Source organism: Lysobacter enzymogenes, from assembly GCF_023617245.1.
GTDB lineage: Bacteria > Pseudomonadota > Gammaproteobacteria > Xanthomonadales > Xanthomonadaceae > Lysobacter > Lysobacter yananisis.
The window spans coordinates 3,484,756-3,503,609 of record NZ_CP067396.1 but is presented as its reverse complement, the minus strand read 5'-3'; the positions used below and the strand labels follow the sequence as shown (position 1 = coordinate 3,503,609).

At 71.0% G+C, this 18,854-nt stretch carries 13 protein-coding genes and 1 pseudogene; 5 read left to right on the top strand and 9 right to left on the bottom strand.

Annotated features, from left to right (window positions below):
* Window positions 1-228 precede the first annotated feature (228 nt).
* Window positions 229-1,137 (top strand): LysR family transcriptional regulator, encoded by a 909-nt coding sequence (locus tag JHW41_RS14385; RefSeq protein WP_250442812.1) that lies wholly within the window; start codon window positions 229-231, stop codon window positions 1,135-1,137.
* 24 nt (window positions 1,138-1,161) lie between these two features.
* On the opposite strand, the gene JHW41_RS14380 is transcribed toward JHW41_RS14385, so the two are convergent.
* Window positions 1,162-2,103, bottom strand: coding sequence for a LysR family transcriptional regulator (locus JHW41_RS14380; RefSeq protein WP_057947354.1), 942 nt, complete (start codon window positions 2,101-2,103; stop codon window positions 1,162-1,164).
* A gap of 152 nt (window positions 2,104-2,255) precedes the next feature.
* On the opposite strand from JHW41_RS14380, the gene JHW41_RS14375 reads away from it, so the two are divergent.
* Complete coding sequence (locus JHW41_RS14375) at window positions 2,256-3,287, top strand: alcohol dehydrogenase catalytic domain-containing protein (RefSeq protein WP_250442809.1); 1,032 nt, start codon at window positions 2,256-2,258, stop codon at window positions 3,285-3,287.
* Between the two features lie 66 nt (window positions 3,288-3,353).
* Here JHW41_RS14375 and JHW41_RS25975 read toward each other — a convergent pair whose 3' ends face one another.
* Together JHW41_RS25975 and JHW41_RS14360 are read right to left on the bottom strand one after the other, a co-directional pair.
* Window positions 3,354-4,799, bottom strand: coding sequence for a DUF1501 domain-containing protein (locus tag JHW41_RS25975; RefSeq protein ID WP_284499498.1), 1,446 nt, complete (start codon window positions 4,797-4,799; stop codon window positions 3,354-3,356).
* A gap of 12 nt (window positions 4,800-4,811) precedes the next feature.
* Window positions 4,812-6,581 carry a DUF1800 domain-containing protein gene (locus JHW41_RS14360; protein ID WP_250442808.1) on the bottom strand — a complete coding sequence of 590 codons (1,770 nt, stop codon included), beginning with the start codon at window positions 6,579-6,581 and terminating at the stop codon, window positions 4,812-4,814.
* A gap of 505 nt (window positions 6,582-7,086) precedes the next feature.
* Between JHW41_RS14360 and JHW41_RS14355 the strand changes: the two genes are divergently transcribed.
* Window positions 7,087-9,885 (top strand): TonB-dependent receptor plug domain-containing protein, encoded by a 2,799-nt coding sequence (locus JHW41_RS14355; RefSeq protein WP_250442805.1) that lies wholly within the window; start codon window positions 7,087-7,089, stop codon window positions 9,883-9,885.
* 177 nt (window positions 9,886-10,062) lie between these two features.
* Here JHW41_RS14355 and JHW41_RS14350 read toward each other — a convergent pair whose 3' ends face one another.
* Entirely contained in the window at window positions 10,063-10,491 is a 429-nt protein-coding gene (locus JHW41_RS14350) for a hypothetical protein (RefSeq protein ID WP_139382042.1), read from the bottom strand.
* 270 nt (window positions 10,492-10,761) lie between these two features.
* On the opposite strand from JHW41_RS14350, the gene JHW41_RS14345 reads away from it, so the two are divergent.
* Window positions 10,762-11,970 carry an ATP-binding protein gene (locus JHW41_RS14345; RefSeq protein WP_123647887.1) on the top strand — a complete coding sequence of 403 codons (1,209 nt, stop codon included), beginning with the start codon at window positions 10,762-10,764 and terminating at the stop codon, window positions 11,968-11,970.
* Window positions 11,967-12,509: a response regulator transcription factor gene (locus JHW41_RS14340; protein WP_425606208.1), complete on the top strand. Its 543-nt coding sequence runs from the start codon at window positions 11,967-11,969 to the stop codon at window positions 12,507-12,509. The genes JHW41_RS14345 and JHW41_RS14340 overlap by 4 nt, the downstream gene beginning before the upstream one ends.
* A 264-nt stretch (window positions 12,510-12,773) precedes the next feature.
* Here the strand turns inward: JHW41_RS14340 and JHW41_RS14335 are convergent, their stop codons facing one another.
* From JHW41_RS14335 to imuA, 5 genes and pseudogenes are all read right to left on the bottom strand, one after another.
* Window positions 12,774-13,037 carry a hypothetical protein gene (locus JHW41_RS14335; RefSeq protein ID WP_057947360.1) on the bottom strand — a complete coding sequence of 88 codons (264 nt, stop codon included), beginning with the start codon at window positions 13,035-13,037 and terminating at the stop codon, window positions 12,774-12,776.
* Window positions 13,038-13,208: 171 nt separating this feature from the next.
* A complete protein-coding gene (locus JHW41_RS14330) occupies window positions 13,209-16,358 on the bottom strand; it encodes an error-prone DNA polymerase (protein ID WP_250442802.1) in 3,150 nt (1,049 codons plus the stop codon).
* On the bottom strand, window positions 16,355-17,812 hold the full coding sequence (locus JHW41_RS14325) for a Y-family DNA polymerase (protein ID WP_250442799.1): 1,458 nt from the start codon (window positions 17,810-17,812) through the stop codon (window positions 16,355-16,357). Before JHW41_RS14325 ends, JHW41_RS14330 begins: the two co-directional genes overlap by 4 nt.
* Before the next feature lie 7 nt (window positions 17,813-17,819).
* Entirely contained in the window at window positions 17,820-17,993 is a 174-nt protein-coding gene (locus JHW41_RS14320; RefSeq protein ID WP_250451038.1) for a DUF6053 domain-containing protein, read from the bottom strand.
* A 63-nt stretch (window positions 17,994-18,056) separates the two neighbouring features.
* Window positions 18,057-18,722, bottom strand: a pseudogene (gene imuA, locus JHW41_RS14315) (translesion DNA synthesis-associated protein ImuA); the annotation flags it as partial.
* Window positions 18,723-18,854 lie beyond the last annotated feature (132 nt).

The window sequence follows — 18,854 nt, the reverse complement described above, 5'->3', positions numbered from 1 at the left end:
TGGATAAATCAGGCTGGATTGGCAATACAATTCAATAATCGCCAACAATCGGATAGCGGGTTCCGCACACAATCCGCCGGGCCGGGCCGGGCCGGGCTGGGCTGGGCTGCGGCCGGGGCGGGCCGGCCTGGCCGACACCGACCGCACCGAGCCCGCGCCTGTCCGCGTCCTCCGCCCTCCGCCAATCCGCCCACACCGCCCACACCGCCCACACCGCCCAAGCCCCCCATGGACCGCCTCGACACCCTGCGCCTGTTCGTCCGCATCGTCGAACTGGGCAGCTTCACCCGCGCCGCCGCGGTGCTGGACCTGCCGCGCGCCACCGCCACCCATGCGATCAAGCAGCTCGAAGCGCGGCTCGGCGCGCGCCTGCTCGAACGCACCACCCGGCAAGTGCGGCCGACCCTGGACGGGCAGGCCTATTACGAACGTTGCGTGCACGTGCTGGCCGAGCTCGACGACGCCGACGCCGCGCTGGCGCAACTCGCCGGCGATCCGCGCGGCACCTTGCGCATCGACCTGCACGGCATCCACGCCGTCGGCCTGGTGCTGCCGCGCATCGCCGAGTTCCACGCGCGCTATCCGCGCATCGAACTGGAGATCAGCAGCGGCGACCGGCTGGTCGATCTGGTGCGCGAAGGCATCGACTGCGTGGTGCGTTCGGGCGTGCCGCGCGATTCCTCGCTGGTGGCGCGGCGCATCGCGACCATGCCCGAAGTGGTCTGCGCCAGTCCCGACTATCTGCAGCGCCACGGCGTGCCGCGCCATCCCGACGAACTGGCCGCGCACCGCGCGGTCGGCTTCTTCGCCAGCGATCGCGACTTGCGTTATCCGTTCGAGCTGACCGTCGACGGCGCGCTGCGCGAGTATCGGCTGGACAGTTGGATCAACGTCAACGACGCCGCCTGCTACGCCGCCGCGGCGCTGCGCGGCTGCGGCCTGATCCAGTTGCCGCGCCACGGCGTGGAGCGCCATCTCGACGAGGGCCGGCTGGTCGAAGTGCTCGGCGAGTACGCCAGTCCCGGCGTGCCGGCCTGGGCGATGTACCCGCGGCACCGGCAGCTGTCGCCGCGGGTGCGCGCGTTCGTGGACTGGGTGGCGGGCGTGTTCGCCGACAAGTTCGGCGCGCCGGGCTAGGTCCGCGTCCGCCGCCGCGCGGTTTCAGCGCGCGGCCGCGGCCTGCGCCGACCAGCGCCGGCGCTGCTCGCTCAGCGCGTCGATCAGCGCGCGCAGGCCGGACGACACGTGGCGATGGCCGGGGTAGTACAAACACAGCCCCGGAGAGTCCGGGCACCAGTCCTCCAGCACCCGTTGCAGGCGCCCGTCGCGCAGCGCGTCGGCGGCGAGGTGGTCGGGAACGAAGGCGATGCCGATGCCGTCTATCGCCGCCTCGACCATCAGCGGTTGGTCGGTCAGGGTCAGCGGGCCGTCGACGTTGATCCGCTCGACGCTGCCGCGGCGCTCGAATTCCCAGCGATAGATCGCACCGCTTTCGAAGCGGAAGCGGATGCAGTCGTGGCCGTGCAGGTCCTGCGGCACCCGCGGGCGACCGCGCGCGGCCAGGTAAGCCGGCGAGGCGAGGGCGGCGAAGCGGACCCGGTCGAGCACGGTGACCGCGACCATGTCCTGGGCGACCGCCTCGGCGAGCCGGATGCCGGCGTCGAATCCGTCGGCGACGATGTCGCTGAGGCGGCCGTCGCTGACCAGGTCCAGGCGCACCTGCGGGTGCTCGCGCAGGAAGCGCGCGAGCAGCGGCTTGAGCACCAGCCGGATCGCGCCTTCGCTGGCGTTGATCCGGACCGTGCCGCTGGGCGTGCCGCGACGCTCCTCGATCTCCTGCACCGCGTCCTCGATCGCGGCCATGGCCGGGCGCAGCCGCGCCAACAGGCGCTCGCCGGCGTCGGTCAGCGCCATGCTGCGGGTGGTGCGGTTGAACAGGCGGATGCCCAGGCGCTGTTCCAGCGACTTGATCGAATGGCTGATCGCCGACGGCGTCAGGTCGAGTTCGGCCGCGGCGGCGCGGAAGCTGCGCTGGTTCGCGACCGCCAGGAACACGCTGTAGGCGGACAGGTCGCCGCCCTTGGATTGGTGAGTGGATTTCATCTCGGCGTCAAGGATTGGCGAGATTGTTTCGACAGTCAACGCTGCCTAGGCTGGACCGGCCTCGCGTCGCCGCTGCGCCGCGGCCGCTCCGGTTCCCGCCGGCCCGGCCGTGCGCCGCCGCGCGCGTCCATTCCCGCCTGCAGGAGCGAACCATGAAGATGAAAGCGATCGTGATGACCGGCGCCGGCCGCCCCTGGGAAGTCCACGAAGTGCCGGTGCCCGCGGTCGAACCGGGGCAGGTGCTGGTGCGGGTGCATGCCTCGGGCATGTGCTACACCGACGTGTGGGCGACCCAGGGCTACGGCGGCGATATCTACCCGCAGACGCCGGGCCATGAAGTCGTCGGCGAGGTCGTCGAGGTCGGCGCCGGCGTGCGCAGCCGCCGGGTCGGCGACCGGGTCGGCACCACCTGGGTGCAATCGGCCTGCGGCCGCTGCCCCTACTGCCGCCAGAACCGCCCGTTGAGCGGGCAGACCGCGATGAACTGCGTCGAGCCGCGCACCACCGGTTTCGCCGCCCAGGGCGGGCACGCCGAATACATCGCCATCGCCGCCGAGGGCACGGTGCTGTTGCCGGACGGATTGGCCTACACCGACGCCGCGCCGATGATGTGCGCCGGCTACACCACCTGGAGCGGCCTGCGCGACGCGCAGCCGCAACCGCACGAACGCATCGCCGTGCTCGGCATCGGCGGGCTCGGGCATGTCGCGCTGCAACTGTCCAGGGCCTGCGGCTACGACACCGTCGCGATCACCCATTCGGCCGACAAGCACGACCTGGCCCGGCAGTTGGGCGCGGACCATGTCGTCGCCGAAGGCCGGCAGTTGCGCGAGATCGGCGGCGCCGATGTGTTGCTGGTGACCAGCAACGATTTCGAGTCGGCCCAGGAAGCGGTCGCCGGCCTGCGCGTGGACGGGCGCATCGTGCTGTGCGGGCTGGACTTCAGCCGGCCGTTCTCGATCTCGTCGGAAGGCGTGCCGTTCCACATGATGCGCCAGCGCGTGATCGGCTCGACCCACGGCGGCCAGCGCTATCTGAGCGAGGTGCTGGAGTTGGCGGCGCAGGGCAAGGTCAAGCCGATCGTGGAGACGTTCGCGCTCGACCAGGCCGCCGAGGCTTACGAACGGCTGGCCTCGGGGCGGATGCGTTTCCGCGGCGTGTTTACGCCGTCGCACGGCGGTTGAGGCGAACCCGGCGCAGGCGCGCGCGCGACGCCGGCGGACCGACGCGCGCGGGGCCGCGACCGCGGCTCAGTCGACCAGTTCCTGCACGTAGCGCATCAGCCGCTGCATCAGGTCCGGTTCCTGCGCCGTTGCCGGTGCGGTCACCGGCGCCGCGCCGAAACGGCGCGCGCCCGGCGCCGGTTTCGGCGCCGGCGCGAGCGCGCCGACGTCGCGCACGATCCCCATCGGCGCATAGCCGCTGTAGCCGGGAAACACCGTGGCGAGGTTGCTGTTGCCCATGCGCTTGACCAGCAGCTCCGACAGCACCTGGCGATGGTCGGTGGTGACCGGCACGTCGCCGAAGTGCGGCGACAGGATTTCCGGATCCAGGCCCGACCACGAACCGTAGAAGCGCCGGCCGTTGACCGCGCCGCCGAGCACCAGCACCGGGTTGCCGTAGCCGTGGTCGGTGCCGCCGTTGGCGTTGGCGCGCACGCGGCGGCCGAATTCGGACTGCACCACCACGGTCACGCGGCCGGCGTGGCCGCTGGCTTCCAGCGCGGCGTGGAACGCCGACAGCGCCTGCGAGAGTTCGGCGATCTTGTTCTGGTAGTAGTGATAGCCGCTGCCGGCGGTGCCCTGGCCGTCGTGGGTGTCCCAGCCGCCGAGGTCGAGGGTGGCGTAGCGCAGGCCGAGGTCGAACTGGATCGACTGGGCGATGGTCCACAACTGCTGCGCGAACGTGCCCGTCGGCCAGCCGGCCGGCAGCGCGCTGTAGCTCTGGGTGGCGATCACCTGCAGCGCGCGGTCGGCGCGCTGGCCGCCGAGTTCCAGCGGCGAAGTACGGCCCCACAAGTCGGACAGGGTTTCGTTGACGCCGCGAAAGCCGGTCGGCGCGCCGGCGCGCGCCATCTGCCACGACCACGCGCCGGCATTGAGCGCGAAGTCGGACGGGCTGGCCATCGTCAACGCCTGCACCGACGACAGCAGTCCGGCCGGCTGGCGCGCGGCGACGCCGAGCGCCGGCACCCGCTCGCTGCCGTCCAGGCCCGGCTGGGTGTTCATCGCCCGCGCCATCCAGCCGCTGCCGATGCCTTGCGCGCCGGGCGTGCCCAGGTCGATGTAGAGCTGGGCGTCGAAGTGGCTGCGGGTGACGCTGGTCAGCAGGCCGCAGGCATGCACGATCGCCATGCGTCCGGACACCCACAGGTCGCGCAGGCCGCTCGCCGACGGATGCAGGCCGAAGCCGGTGCCGCCGCCGCTGGCGAGCGTCAGCGGCAACGCGCCGTACGCGCCGGTCGCGGCGATGGCGAGGTTCGGCCGCGCCTGTTCGTAGAACGTGCGGTCGGCGCCGTCGATCGGCACCACCAGGTTCAGCCCGTCCAGGCCGCCGCGCAGGAACAGGTGGACGACGGTGTCGTGGCCGTTGGCGGCGGCGAAGGCGGGGTTGGCGAACAGCAGCGACGGGCCGGCGACCGCGGTCGCGGCGGCGGTGGCGCAGGTGCCCTTGAGGAAATCGCGTCGGGTGGTCATGGCGGCACCTGCTCAGCGGACGAGGAATTCGGGCGACATCAGGATCAGCGAGACCATGCTGCGCAGCCGTTCCTGGTTGTAGTGGCGCTTGAGGTCGGTCGCCGCCCAGGTGTTGGTATCGGTGATGACATAGCTGGCCGGATCGCCGTTCTGGGCCATGAACGCCACCAGCGTCTGCTTGCGCGCCGCGGTCGGCTGGTAGCCGAGGATGCGCTGGCACCAGTAGTCGACCAGCGCGTTCGCGGTCCAGCTGCCGACCTTGTTGCGGGTGGCGGCGAGGATCGGCGCCAGCGGCACGCCGTTGTCCTGGGTTTCGGTCAGCCAGTTGAGGATCTTCCAGGTCATCGCGTAGCTGCCCGAACCCGACCATGCTTCCTGCGTGTCCGGATAGCCGTTCGGCGCCGGCCAGTCGTACGGCGCGTGGCCGGTGAAGCCCATGCGCCAGGCGAACTCGTCGCTCTTGGCGGTGCCGACGGCGAGCGTCCAGTCGCTGCCGAGCGTGCGCATCGCCGCGGCCACCGATTCGAACGGCCGCCGCGCCTTGGCCCCCCACACGTTGATGAAGGCGTCGGTGTTGAGGATGTGGCGCAGGGTCTTGGCGATCTGGTCCGGCGCGCGCCAGTTCTGCCGGAACACCGCCGCCGCGCTCGCCACCAGCGCCGGATCCGGCGTGTCGGACATGAAGCGGCGGATCAGTTTCTTGCAGATGAAACGCGCCACGCCGGGATGGCTGGCGAGACGGTCGAGCACGTCGCGGCCGTCCTTCAGCGCCGGCTGCTCGGGATACAGCATGCGACCGAGCAGGAACTTCGGCCCGGCGTCGTGCCAGGCCTGGCGATAGACGAAGCCGCCGTCGTTGTCGTTGGGGAATTGCCAGTGGCCGTTCTTGACCGACCAGCCGGTGAAGGCCGCGGCGGTCTCGTACACGTCGATGTCGGTGTAGCCGGCCGGATAGCTGGGATCGTCCGCGTCCGGCGGCACCTGGAACGGATCCATGAAGCCCAGGTAGTGCTCGGCGCCGAGCGTGTGCAGCTCCAGCAGTTCGCGCGCGAAGTTTTCGTTCGGGCCGGCGCGGGTGTTGGCGGCGTTGTCGAGGTAGAAGAGCATCGAAGTGCTCTTGGCCACTTCCTCGAGCATCGTGCGGAAGTTGCCGAACGCGTGCGGGCGCAACACGTCGCGCTGGTAGTGCACGAACACCGGGCCGGCGTCGAAGTCGCCGACGGTGACGTTGAAGTGGTCGTGCCAGAAGTTGACCATCACCTCGCGCAACTGGCGCTTGGAGTGGACCGCGCGCACCAGCGCGCCGCGCTGCGCTTCCCAGGCCGGGCGCATGCGGATCTCGTAGGCGGGGTTGGGCTTGACGTGGTCTTCCCACAACTGGGTCAGCGACTTGCCCAGGGTGGTGTAGCCGGCCGCGACCAGGCGCGCGTCGAGCGCGCTGTCGTCGATGTTGGCCCAGTCCAGCTGCCAGTCGACCCAGTTGGCCAGGCGCTGCGCGCCGGTGCTGCCGAGCGCGTTGAACTCGGCCACCGATTGCGCGGTGGCGCCGTAGCTGAGGTTGTTGAGCGCGCGCACCGCGAACGGCGCCTTCGGCAGGTTCTTGGGAAACATCGCGACCGGCGCGGCGTGCAGGTCCGGCGCGGCGGCGAACGCCGCGGCGGACGCGCCGGCGAGCTTCGCGCGCGCGGCCTTGGACGGCGCGGCGCGGCCGAGCGCGCCGTAGCGTTGCAGCAGGTGGCGGCGCAGCGAGTCGCGCTCGGAACTCGACAACGGGCTGGACATGGCGCACTCCGGTTGGGCTGGCGTCGACGCGGCGTGACGACGGCGGGCGAACGGGGGCGCGAGCTTAAGGGCGCGGGCAAGCGGCAAAGACTTGGTTCGGTCACAGAACGCCATGAACGCGGATGCGCGGCGTCACTGTTTGCGCGCGGCTCTCGTTGTCTCGCCGCGCAGGCGCGCAATGCTTGGCGACCCGCGCGTGACGCGTCGCACGCGCGATGCGCTTAGCCGGTATCGTCGCGCTCGTGCGCTTTGCCGCGTTTGCTGTTTCGAACGGGTCGCGATGCGGATCGCGCGCGTTCGCGAAGCGTGCGTGGGGACACAAGCGCGCTGCGGCGCACGCGGCAGACTAATGCCCGAACACGCAAATTCCGTGGCGACATAAGCAGATGCGCGGGCTTCATTTCTGCATATGTTGCGCAGCAACAAAGATGCTTCATCGCTTCGGCGCGCATAAGGGGATTCCACCAGCGCATGCCGGGCTTCCATCCGCAGAGGACCACTCTCCATGCAAGCCGCGTTCCGGCCGCAGCGCCGCCCGCTGTCCGTTTTCCTCGCGCTGGCGCTGTCGGCGCTGGCCGCGCCCGCCCTGGCCGCCGACCTTGCCGCCGCCGATGCAGCGGCCGATGCAGCGGCCGCCGACGCCGACGAGCCGCAGGCCGACCGTCCGGCCACCACCCTCGATCAAGTCGTGGTGACCGGCTCGCGCATCCCGCGCGCGAGCCTGGAAGGGCCGTCGCCGGTCACCGTGATCAGCGCCGAGCAGATCGACAAGCAAGGCTTCCGCAGCGCCTTCGACGCGCTCGCCGCGCTGAGCCAGAACACCGGCGTGGTCCAGGGCGAGGACTTCGGCAACACCTTCACTCCGGCCGCCAACGTCATCAACCTGCGCGGCCTCGGCCCCAACCACACCCTGGTGCTGATCAACGGCCGTCGCCAGGCCGACTACCCGCTGGCCTACGAAGGCTCGGTCAACGTCGTCAACCTCGCCAACATTCCCAGCGCATTGATCGAACGCATCGAAGTGCTCGGCGGCGGCGCCTCGGCGGTGTACGGCTCCGACGCGGTCGCCGGCGTGGTCAACTTCATCCTCAAGAAGAAGTTCGACGGCACCCAGGTCAACGTGCGCGCCGGCGGCACCGAGCACGGCGGCGGCCAGAACCAGCGCCTGCAGGTGGTCAGCGGTTACTCCAACGACCGCTTCGACGCGGTCTACGGCATCGAGCTCTCGCACCGCCAGGCGATCTGGGGCGACCAGCGCGACTTCATGGATTCGCTGCTCGACAACCCGACCGGCGAGCCCATCAACCCGACCCAGGTCGGCTTCCGCCGCAACGCGCGCACCAACGGCTTCATCGATCCGGGCGCGGCCTGCGGCGGTTTGTCCGGCCTGTACCACGGCTCGACCTTCCGCGCCAACAATCCGCGCCAGGGCTGGTACTGCGGCAGCAACGAGGCCGCGCCGGCGTTCTGGACCGTGCAGACGCAGAAGAAGAACGCCGACGCCTACGGCCTGCTGACCTGGCACCTGAGCGAGCGCACCGAACTGTTCGCCGATGTGCAGTTGGGCATCGCCAGCATCGAGAACAACACCCGCGCGCCGAGCTGGACCTCGGACAACAACTACTTCCTCAACCAGGCCAGCGGCCTCAACGAAATCTGGTACCGGCGCATCGCGCCGGAGGAAATCGGCTCGGCCCACGCCAACAACAACCGCTTCCTGGAGCGCTCGTGGGCGTTCTCGATCGGCGCGCGCGGCGCGCTCGGCGACAGCGACTGGAACTACGAACTGGCCTACAACCACGGCCGCAACGAGAACCGGACCAAGCGCCGCCAGTTCCTGGCCGGCATCAACGAGTTCTTCCTCGGCCCGCGCCTGGGCACCACCGCGGCCGGCATCGGCATCTACAACCCCGATCCGTCGCGCCTGTACACCGCGCTGACGCCGGCCGACTACCAGCGCCTGACCGGCTTCTACGAAGGCGTCAACGCCGCCTGGATCCAGAACCTGAGCTTCAGCGTCAACGGCAATCTGTTCGACCTGCCGGCCGGTTCGGTCGGGTTCGCCGGGGTGATCGAAGCCGGCACCCAGGGTTACAGCAACCGTCCCGATCCGCGCCTGGGCGACGGCACGTTCTGGAACACCAGCGCCGGCTCGCGTTCCAGCGGCGACCGCGACCGCTACGCCATCGGCGCCGAGCTCAGCATCCCGATCTTCAGCACGCTGACCGCGTCGGCCGCGGCGCGTTACGACGAGTTCCGCTTCGCCGGGCGCAAGTCGGGCAAGGCGACCTGGAACGCCGGCCTGGAATACCGCCCGACCGACAGCCTGCTGGTGCGCGCGACCGCCGCGACCAGCTTCCGCGCGCCGGACATGAACTACATCTTCGCCGCCGAGACCCGCGGCTATAACCCCGGCATGACCGACTACTGGCGCTGCCGCACCGCCGGCCAGGCCTACGACGACTGCGATTTCTCCGGCCTGGCGATCGACTACACCAGCAACGGCAACACCGGGCTCAAGCCGGAGAACGGCAAGTCCTACGGCGTCGGCGTGGTCTGGTCGCCGTCGCAGAACTTCGACCTGTCGGTGGACTACTACTCGATCCGGTTGGAAGACGAAGTCACCAACCTCAGCAGCAGCCGGATCCTCCGCGAAGAGGCCGACTGCCGCCTCGGCCGCACCATCGGCGGCGAACCGCGCGACATCAATTCGGCCAACTGCCGCGAAGTGCTGGCGCGGGTGATCCGCAACCCGTCCGACGCGCCGGTGCAGCCCGACCAGGTGCGGCGGGTGCTGGTCAACGCGATCAACGCCGCGTCCGAACGCACCGACGGCGTCGACGTGAAGGGCAACCTGCGCTGGAGCGCGGGCCGCTTCGGCGACTTCGCGGCGAACGTGGCCTACACCCTGGTGATCAAGCACGACTACCAGCAGTTCGCCGACGACCCGCGCATCGACCTGCGCAACACCCTCGACCCGCTGGAAGCCGGCGACTGGCGCAGCAAGGTCAACACCGGCCTGAGCTGGTCGATCGGCGCGTGGACCACCAACCTCAGCGCCTACCGCTACGGCAGCCTGCCCAAGAGCGACGGCAGCGGCCGCTACGGCCCGTACACCAAGTACAACGGCAGCGTGTCGTACAAGTTCGGCGACCGCTCCACGCTGTCGCTGATCGTCAACAACCTGCGCGATTCCGATCCGCCGCAGGACCGCAACAACGGCGGCTGGCCGTTCTATCCGGTCGGCAACTACGATCCGTACGGGCGCCAGTTCTGGCTGGAGTACGACGTGCGCTTCGAGTGATCGACTGAGCGCCGGCGCGAAGCGAAAAGCGGGCCTTGCGGCCCGCTTTTCGTTTGTCCGGCGCGCGCGCTCGCACGCGCGCAAAGCGCGGACCGGGATGCGCGCGCCGAAGCCGCGCGGCGCGAACCGCAGCGTTCAGGCCGGTCCGCTCAGGCCGGTCCGCTCAAGCCGGTTCGCTCAGATCGGCCCGCCGATCGCCACGGTGCGGCCCAGCGTGGTCGCCACGCCGGTGGCCAGGTTGGTGTAGGTGACCGAGACGGTGTCGATCACGCCGCCGCCGGCGCCGCTCTGGTAGGTCACATAGCAGCGGTTGGTCGTGCACGGCAGGACCATGCCGAGATCGTTGGTCCACACGTAGCTGTAGTTGCCGGCCGGCAGGTTGCGCACCTCGAAGTCGGCGCGATAGCTGCTGGACGGATAGAACGAGGTGCAGCGGCCGAACGGGCCGTTGCCCGGCTGGTCGTTGGGGCCGACGAAGCACCACAGCAGCGGATTGCTGCCGGGCTGGGCCTGGGCGGTGGCGGGCACCGCGAACGAGCCGATCGCGGCCAACGCCAGCGCGCCGGTCAGCGCCGCATGCGCCAACGTGGATCCAATCGATTTCATGACATCCCTTCCTGTGTATGGCCAGTCCATTCCTGGCGAAGCCAGCTTAGGCGGCCGCGCCCGCGCGCACGCCGGACTGTCGGTACTGACAGGCGCGCGCCGCGTCCGCGGCCGCGGCGGCGCGCGCAACTGCGGCACCGGTCCGTTTCCGCGCCGCGCCGCAGCATGGCCTTGCGCGGCCCGCCGCGGCGGGTTGCCGCACTCGCGCGCGCCGGCGCGGTGCGATAATCGGCCGCTTCCCGATCCGCCGTTCCGACCGCGAGGCCATCCGTGCTGCAACTGCTGATCTACCTGCGCTATCTGTCGGTGGCCGGCCAGATGCTCACCGTGGTGTTCGTCGCCCAGCGCCTGAACCTGCCGATCCCGGCGCGCGCGCTGCTGTCGATCTCGGCCGGGCTGCTGCTGTTCAACGTGCTCAGCCATTGGTGGTGGCTGGCCCACCGCGAGGCCGGCCCGCGCGCGCTGGCGCTGCAACTGCTGGTGGACCTGCTGGCGCTGACCGCGCTGCTGTATTTCTCCGGCGGCCCGGCCAATCCCTTCGTTTCGTTGTATTTGGTGCCGGTGGCGCTGGCGGCGATCGGCCTGGACATCGCGCCGATGCTGGGCCTGACCGTGCTGACCGCGGCGCTGTACACCTGGCTGATGGGCCACCACGTCGAGCTGCCGCACCTGCACGGCAGCGATTTCCAACTGCACGTCACCGGCATGTGGGTCAACTTCCTGCTCTCGGCCGGGATCATGGTCGTGGTGCTGAGCCGGTTCATGACCATCGTGCGCGAACAGCGGCGCAGCCTGTCGGAAGCGCGCGAACGCGCGATCCGCGACGAATCGCTGTCGGCGCTGGGCTCGCTCGCCGCGGGCACCGCGCACGAACTCAACACGCCGCTGGCGACGATGGGCCTGCTGGTCGACGACTGGATGTCCGGCGAACACCCGCCGGCGCGCGAGGACCTGGAGCTGCTGCGCTCGCAACTCGCGCATTGCCGCGACCACGTGCGCGCGCTGGCCGAGATGGCGCGCCGTGGCGCCGCCGGCGAGAGCTCGGTCGAGGCCGGCGACGCGTTCGTGCACGCCTGCGTCGACCGTTGGCGGCTGTTGCGCCCCAACGCCACCGCGCGCTTCCGCGGCGGCGCGGCGGGGCGCCGGGTGCGGGTCGATCCGGGCCTGCAGCAGGCGTTGATCAACCTGATCAACAACGCCGCCGACGCCAACGCCGCGGCCGGCGTCGACGAGCCGGTCGAGGTCGAGACCGGCATGCGCGAAGGCCGGCTCAACATCGCCATCCGCGACCGCGGCGCGGGGCCGGCGCGGATCGCGCGGCCGCGTCGCGACCATCCCGGCAGCGGCCTGGGCATCGGCCTGCTGATCTCGAAATCGAGCATCGAGCGCAGTCGCGGCACGGTGAAGCAGAGCGAGCGCGACGGCGGCGGTTGCGTCACCGAAGTCGAATTGCCGCTGGTCGCGGAGGGCGCGGCGTGAGCCTGCCCGCGCGCATGCTGCTGGTCGACGACGACCTGGCGTTCTGCCAGGTGCTGGCGCGGATGCTGGCGCGGCGCGGCATCCAGGTGCAGGCGCGCCACGACGCCGCCAGTGCGCTGGCCGCGCTGGACGAGTTCGCGCCCGAGGGCATCGTGCTCGACCTCAAGCTCGGCGCCGACAACGGCCTGCTGCTGATCGGCGAACTGCGCCGGCGCTGCCCGCAGGCGCGCATCGTCCTGGCCACCGGCTACGCCAGCATCGCCACCGCGGTCGATGCGATGCGCCGCGGCGCCTGGAACTACCTGCCCAAGCCGTTCGACATCGAAGCGCTGGCGCAGTCCTTCGAAGCGCCGGGCGAGGACGTCGCGCCGCCGCCGGCGGCGCCGGTGTCGCTGCGCCGGCAAGGCTGGGAACACATGCAGCGGGTGCTGGCCGAATGCGGCGGTAACGTCTCGCAGGCCGCGCGCGTGCTCGGCGTCGACCGGCGCACCTTGCAGCGCAAGCTGGCCAAGCGGCCGGTCAAGGAACGGCCGGAGTAGGCGCCGGCGCGGCGGCCGACGAGCAACGCGTGCGTAGGTATGCGCTGTACTCGAGGCGGCAGTAGGGCGCGCGCGGCGCGTAGTCGGGCCGCGACGGCGCGGCGACGTGCGCCGCGCGAACGCACGCGCGGCGCAAGACTTCATCGGCAGCGATCTTGCGCGGACGCGCCGTGGCTGGCGGCTCGCCGCTGACACGAAGAGGCCCCGCAACCTGGTTGCGGGGCCTCGCTGCGGTGGAACGCTTTCAGCGGGTTTCGGTTGGCCTCAGGGAATGTCGCATTGCATGGTCGCGTCCACGTAATGCTGGCCGTTGGTCAGGGGCTTGTCGAAGGTGACCTTGAACGAGCCTTGCACGATCTTGCCGTTGCGCGAGGTGCAGGCTTCTTCCAGGTTCTTCTTCGCCTTGGCCTCGGCGTCGGCCTTGGTCGGGCCGTAACCGGTGTTGGTGAGGTTGCCGACTTCGGCGAGCGCGGGGGCGCTGGCGAGGACGAGGGCGGCGGCGAGAGCGAGGCAGGGGAACGTCTTCATGAACGCGGGTCCTTGTGTTCGTTGCGTTCGCGCATCCTAGCCGTGGCGAATCGAGGCGAGGTTAAATCCAGGTGAGCGCTGAAAATACAATTCAGCATCGCATGCTTCAAACGTGTCGAAGTTCGATTGAAACGTGCGGATTCGCCGGCGAGCGCCGCGCCGCGCGCCGGCTCAGTGGAAATCGCGCGAATGCGTCGCCAGCGAACCCAGCAACGCGGTCAGGTCTTGCATGCGCGAGACCACGATGTGCTGCACGCCGTCGACGCGTTCGAGCTTGCCGTCGATCGCCATCAGCCGCGATTCCACCAGCACCCGCCGCTGGCGTTGCGCGAGATCGCGCCAGACCACCGCGTTGACCATGCCGTCCTCGTCTTCCAGGCTCAGGAAGGTCACGCCGCTGGCGGTTTCCGGGTGCTGGCGCACCGTCACCAGCCCGGCGAAGCGTACGCGCCGGCCGTGCTCGACCTGCTTGAGCTGCGAGGAACGCCGGCAACGCCGCGCGTGCAGCGCGCCGCGCAGCAGCGCCAGCGGATGCGGGCCGAGGGTGGTGCCTAGCAGCGCGTAGTCGGCGCGCACGTCCTCGCCGGCGCTGGGCAGCGGCAACGCCACCTGCGCTTCGGCGCGGGCGACGCCGGCGAATAGCGGCAACTGGGTGTCGACGCCGGCGACCGCCCAGCGCGCGCGGTGGCGATGCCCGACCAGCGCGCGCAGCGCGCCGGCGTCGGCGAGCACGGCGCGCACGCGCGCATCGAGCCCGGCGCGTTCGCACAGATCGTCGACGTCGCGCCACGGCGCTTGCGCGCGCGCATCGCTGATGCGGTCGGCCGCGGCTTCGTCGAACCCGCTAATCAGGCGCAGGCCCATGCGGATCGCATGCGGATGCTTGCGTTCGCCGCGGCCGGGCAGGGCTTCCAGCGTGCAGTCCCAGTCGCTGTAGCGCACGTCCACCGGCAGGATGGTCACGCCCTTGCGGCGCACGTCGTGGAGGATCTGGCCGTGGGTGTAGAAGCCCATCGGCATCGAGTTGATGATGCCGCAGGCGAACGCGGCGGGGTGGTGGTGCTTGAGCCAACAGCTGACGTAGGCGAGCAGGGCGAAGCTGGCGGCGTGCGATTCGGGGAAGCCGTAGCTGCCGAAGCCCTTGATCTGTTCGAAGATGCGGTGGGCGAAGTCTTCGCTGTAGCCGCGCTCGAGCATGCCGCTGCGCAGCCGCTCGCGGTGCGGTTCGAGCCCGCCGTGGCGCTTCCACGCCGCCATCGAGCGGCGCAACTGGTCGGCCTCGCCGGCGCTGTAGCCGGCGGCGACGATGGCGATCTGCATCACCTGCTCCTGGAACAGCGGTATGCCCAGGGTGCGCTTGAGCACGGTCTTGAGCGCTTCGGACGGATAGTCGACCAGGCGCTTGTCCTTGCGCCGCAGCAGGTAGGGATTGACCATGTCGCCCTGAATCGGCCCCGGCCGCACGATCGCGATTTCGATCACCAGATCGTAGAAATCGCGCGGCCGCAGCCGCGGCAGCATCGACATCTGCGCGCGCGATTCGATCTGGAACACGCCGACGGTGTCGGCCTCGCAGATCATGTCGTAGACGGCTTCGTCGTCCGGCTTGCGCACGATCGAGGCCATGTCCAGCCCGCGCAGCCCTTGCGATTCCAGCAGCGCGAACACCTTGCGGATCGCGGTCAGCATGCCCAGGGCGAGGCAGTCGACCTTGAGCAGCCCCATCGCGTCGAGGTCGTCCTTGTCCCATTGCACGATGGTGCGCTTGTCCATCGCCGCGTTCTCCACCGGCACCAGCGTGTGCAGCGGCCGTTCGGACACGACGAAACCGCCGGGATGCTGCGACAGATGGCGCGGGAAGGCGTTCTCGACCAGGATCAGGCTCAGCGCCAGGATGTTGCGCAGCAGCGGCGACTCCGGGTCCATGCCGCGTTCGCGCACGTGTTCGGCCAGCGGCACGTCCTGGCTCCAGCGGTCGAGCGTGCGCGCCAGTTCGCCGATCTGATCCTGAGGCATGCCCAGCGCCGAGGCCACGTCGCGCACCGCGCTGCGGCCGCGGTAGCTGATCGCGACCGCAGTCAGCGCGGCGCGCTCGCGGCCGTAGCGGTCGAACACGTATTGCAGCACTTCCTCGCGCCGCTCGTGCTCGAAGTCGACGTCGATGTCGGGCGGCTCCTTGCGCTCTTCCGACATGAAGCGTTCGAACAGGGTCTCCATCCGGCCCGGGTCGATCTCGGTGATGCCCAGCGCGAAGCACACCGCCGAGTTGGCGGCCGAGCCGCGGCCCTGGCACAGGATCTCGCGCGAACGGGCGAAGTCGACGATGTCGTAGACGGTGAGGAAGTACGACTCGTAGCCGAGTCGGCCGATCACCCCCAGTTCGTGTTCGATCTTGGGCTGGACCTCGGCGGGAATGCCGTCGGGCCAGCGCTTCGCGGCGCTGGCCTCGACCAGCTTGGGCAGCCAGCTTTTCGGCGTCTCGCCGGCCGGCACCAGTTCGTGCGGGTATTGGTAATCGATGCCGCGCTTGAGATCGAAGTCGGAACACAACTGCGCGATGCGCAGGGTCTGCGCCAGCAACGGCGCCGGATAGATCGCAGCCAGCGCGCGGCGGATCCGCAGATGCCGCTCGCCGTTGGGAAACAGCTTCGCGCCGGCCTCGGCCACGGTGGTGCGGTGGCGCACCGCGGTCAGCACGTCCTGCAGCGGCCGGCGCGCGCGTTCGTGCATGTGCGCGTCGCCGGCGGCGACCGCGGGCAGGCCGTGGCGCCGCGCCAGCGCGGTCAGCGCGGCCAGGCGGGCGTCGTCGTCGGGGCCGCGGTGCAGCTCCACCGCCAGCCACAGGCGTTCGCCGAAGCGCGCGCGCAGCCACGCGGCGTGTTCGTCGTCGCCGGCGTCGCCGTCGGGAATCCACAAGGCCAGCAGATGCGCGCTGCGCGATTCGAAATCCTCGCCGAGGCTGAGGTATTCGCCCTTCGCCGCGCGTCGCCGCGCCTGCGTGATCAGCCCGCACAGATCGGCGTAGCCGGCGCTGTCGGCGACCAGCAACACCAGCTTGGGGCCGTCGTGCACGCGGATCTCGCTGCCGACGATCAGGGCCACGCCGGTACGCCGCGCCGCCTGCCAGGCGCGCACGATCCCGGCCAGCGTGCATTCGTCGGTGATCGCCAGGGCGCGGTAGCCCAGGGCCTGTGCGCGGTCGAACAGTTCGTCGGCGGTGGACGCGCCGCGCTGAAAACTGAAAGCCGACAGACAATGCAGTTCGGCGTAGTCGGGCAGCGCGGCCGCGGGCGGCGCGGCGCGGACGGACAGGGCGTTCATGCGAACCAGCCGTGCACGATCAGCGGGCCGTCGCCGCCGGCGTCGCGGTAGGCCCAGGCGCGCTGGCCGCGCGCGGTTTCGACCAGGTAGTAATCGCGCCGCACGTCGTCCTGGTCCCACCAGCCCGACTCGATCCGCTCCGGGCCGGCGAGGATGCGCGCGACCGGCTCGCGCAGCGGTTCGGGCTCGGCCAGCAGCCAGCCCGGGCGGGTCGCCGGCAGCGTTGGCGCGGGTGTGGCGGCGTGCTTGCCGCGCGCGGCCGGCGCATCGCCCAGCACCGGTTGCCAGGCGCGTTCGGGCCGGTGGTCGGGGTGCGCGGCGAGCCCGTGCACGCGTTCGTCGCCGAGCCGCGCGCGCAGGCGCTCGCGCAACTGCGCCCACGGCAGCGCCTGCTGCGGGCGCGGGTCGAACAGGTCGCGCGCGGCCGGCACGAACGGCGGCAGTTCCTCGGCGAGCAGGCGCAGCGCCACCACCGGCGCCGGCAGCTGCGCGTGCTGCAGGCGGCCGCGGGCGAGTTCGAACAGCATCGCCGCCTCGCGCTCCGGCGCGAGCAGGCCGACCGCGATTTCGCTCGGCGGGTGCTGCAACCGATGGCTGTGGCGCTCGTGTTCGAGCAGCAGCTTGAACCGGGCCACGCCGCCGTCGCGGCCGGACAGGTACGCGGCCAGGTCGGCGGTGAGGCGGCGCAGCGGGAACAGCAGGGCCTGGCTGGATTCGGCTTCGTGGCCGAGTTCGATGCGCGCGTCGAAGGCGTCGGGCGGCTGGTAGAACGTCAGCGGCGGCTCGGCCGCGCCGCGCAGCGCGTCCAGGCGCTGCAGCAGATCCGGGCCGAAACGCCGCGCCAGCGGCGCGCGCGGCAGCGCGAACACCGAGCCGAGCTTGCGCAGGCCCATGCGTTGCAGCGCCTGCACCGTGGCCGGGTCGAGCCCGCTGCGTTCGATCGGCATCTTCGCCAGCGCCGGCAGCAGCAGGTCGTCGTCGAAGAACAAGCCTTCGCCGATGTTGGTCAAAGCGCGCGCGGCGAAGGGATTGGGCGCGGCGGCCATGCGGTGGCGGAAGCCGAGTTCGCGCAGTTCCGCGTCCAGGCGCTGGCGCAGTTGCGGCCAGGCCCCGAACAGGCGGCGGCTGCCGGCGATCTCCAGCACCAGGGCGTGGGCGAAGTCGGTGCTGACCTGCGAGCTGTAGCGATAGGCCCAGGCGGCCAGCAACTGGCGCGCGCGTTCGGCCGCTTGCGGGTCGTATTCGGCGGTGCGCACGCCGTCGGCGATGGCGTGCGCGGCGACCAGCGACAGCCCCGGCCGCAATCCCAGCGCGCGCGCGGCGGCATTGACCGAGTGCAGGCGGCGGCGCGCGTGCGGACCTTCGACCAGGGCCAGCGGCTGGTCCGGGTTCGGGTGTTGGCGCAGGACCACGTCCATCGCCAGTTGCGGCAGCAGCAGGCAGGCCCAGCGCATGGCGGCGTCAGCGTTGCGGCGTTGGCAGGGTTCGCGGCGGCTGAGCGGACAGCGTCGGGACTGAAGTCCCTCCCACAGCCGCCGGTGCCGCTCTTGTGGGAGGGACTTCAGTCCCGACGCTGTCCGCTCCGATCGCGGCAATAAACCGGACCGGTCGCAACTGCGGCGGCAAGCGGATCACCTCCGCGCCGCGTTCGAGGTCATGGGCCAAGACCGGCGTCGCCTCGACATCGCGCGCATCGCCGTGGCCGAACGCGATCGGCCGCGTCGGCGCATTGCCGCCGCGGCACTTGAGCACGCGCAGCTGCCGCGGCGCGGCGTCGATGGCGATGCGCAACGCGGCGGGCGAGGGGTTGAGCGCGGCGCGCGCTTCGCGCACGGCGAAGCCCAGGCACTGGCCGCTCTCGGCCGCCACCTGCAGGCGCCGCAGGGCGCGGTCGTCGGCACGCTGCGGCCAGCACAGCACCGCCGCGCACGCGCCCGAGCGCAGGCATTGTTCGGCCGCCCACAGCGCATCGCGTCCGCTCGCGCGCACCACCTGCAGGCGCGACAGCGCCACGCCGGCGTCGCGCCAGGCCGGCGCGTACGGCAGCAGCGGCGGATCGACCAGCACGATCATGCCGGCCTCGTGGCCGGGCGCCTCGCGCGACAGCCGCGCCAGCGCCGGCCACAGCAGTTCCAGCTCGCCGACGCCGGCGTGCGGCAGCAGCAGTTCGCTCAGCGCGGCCTCGGGCCAGCCGCCGGTCGGCAGGGCGGCGTCGAGCGCGGCGTGGCCGGTCGGTTGCGCCGACGGCGCGGCCTGCGCGCCCTGGCCGCGCCACAGCCGGCGCGAACCGATCAGCCCGTCCAGCGAGACGGCGCGCGGCGCGGCCGCTCCGCCTGCGGCGGCTGGCTGCGGCGCTTGCTCCAGCGACGCCGCCGATGAAGCGCGCTCCAGCACAACGGACTGCGATGGAACGGGCTCCGATGATGCGAACTCTGGAGCGAACTCCAATGAAGCGGAGTCCATGGCAGCGGACCCCATGGCAGCGTGCCCCATGGA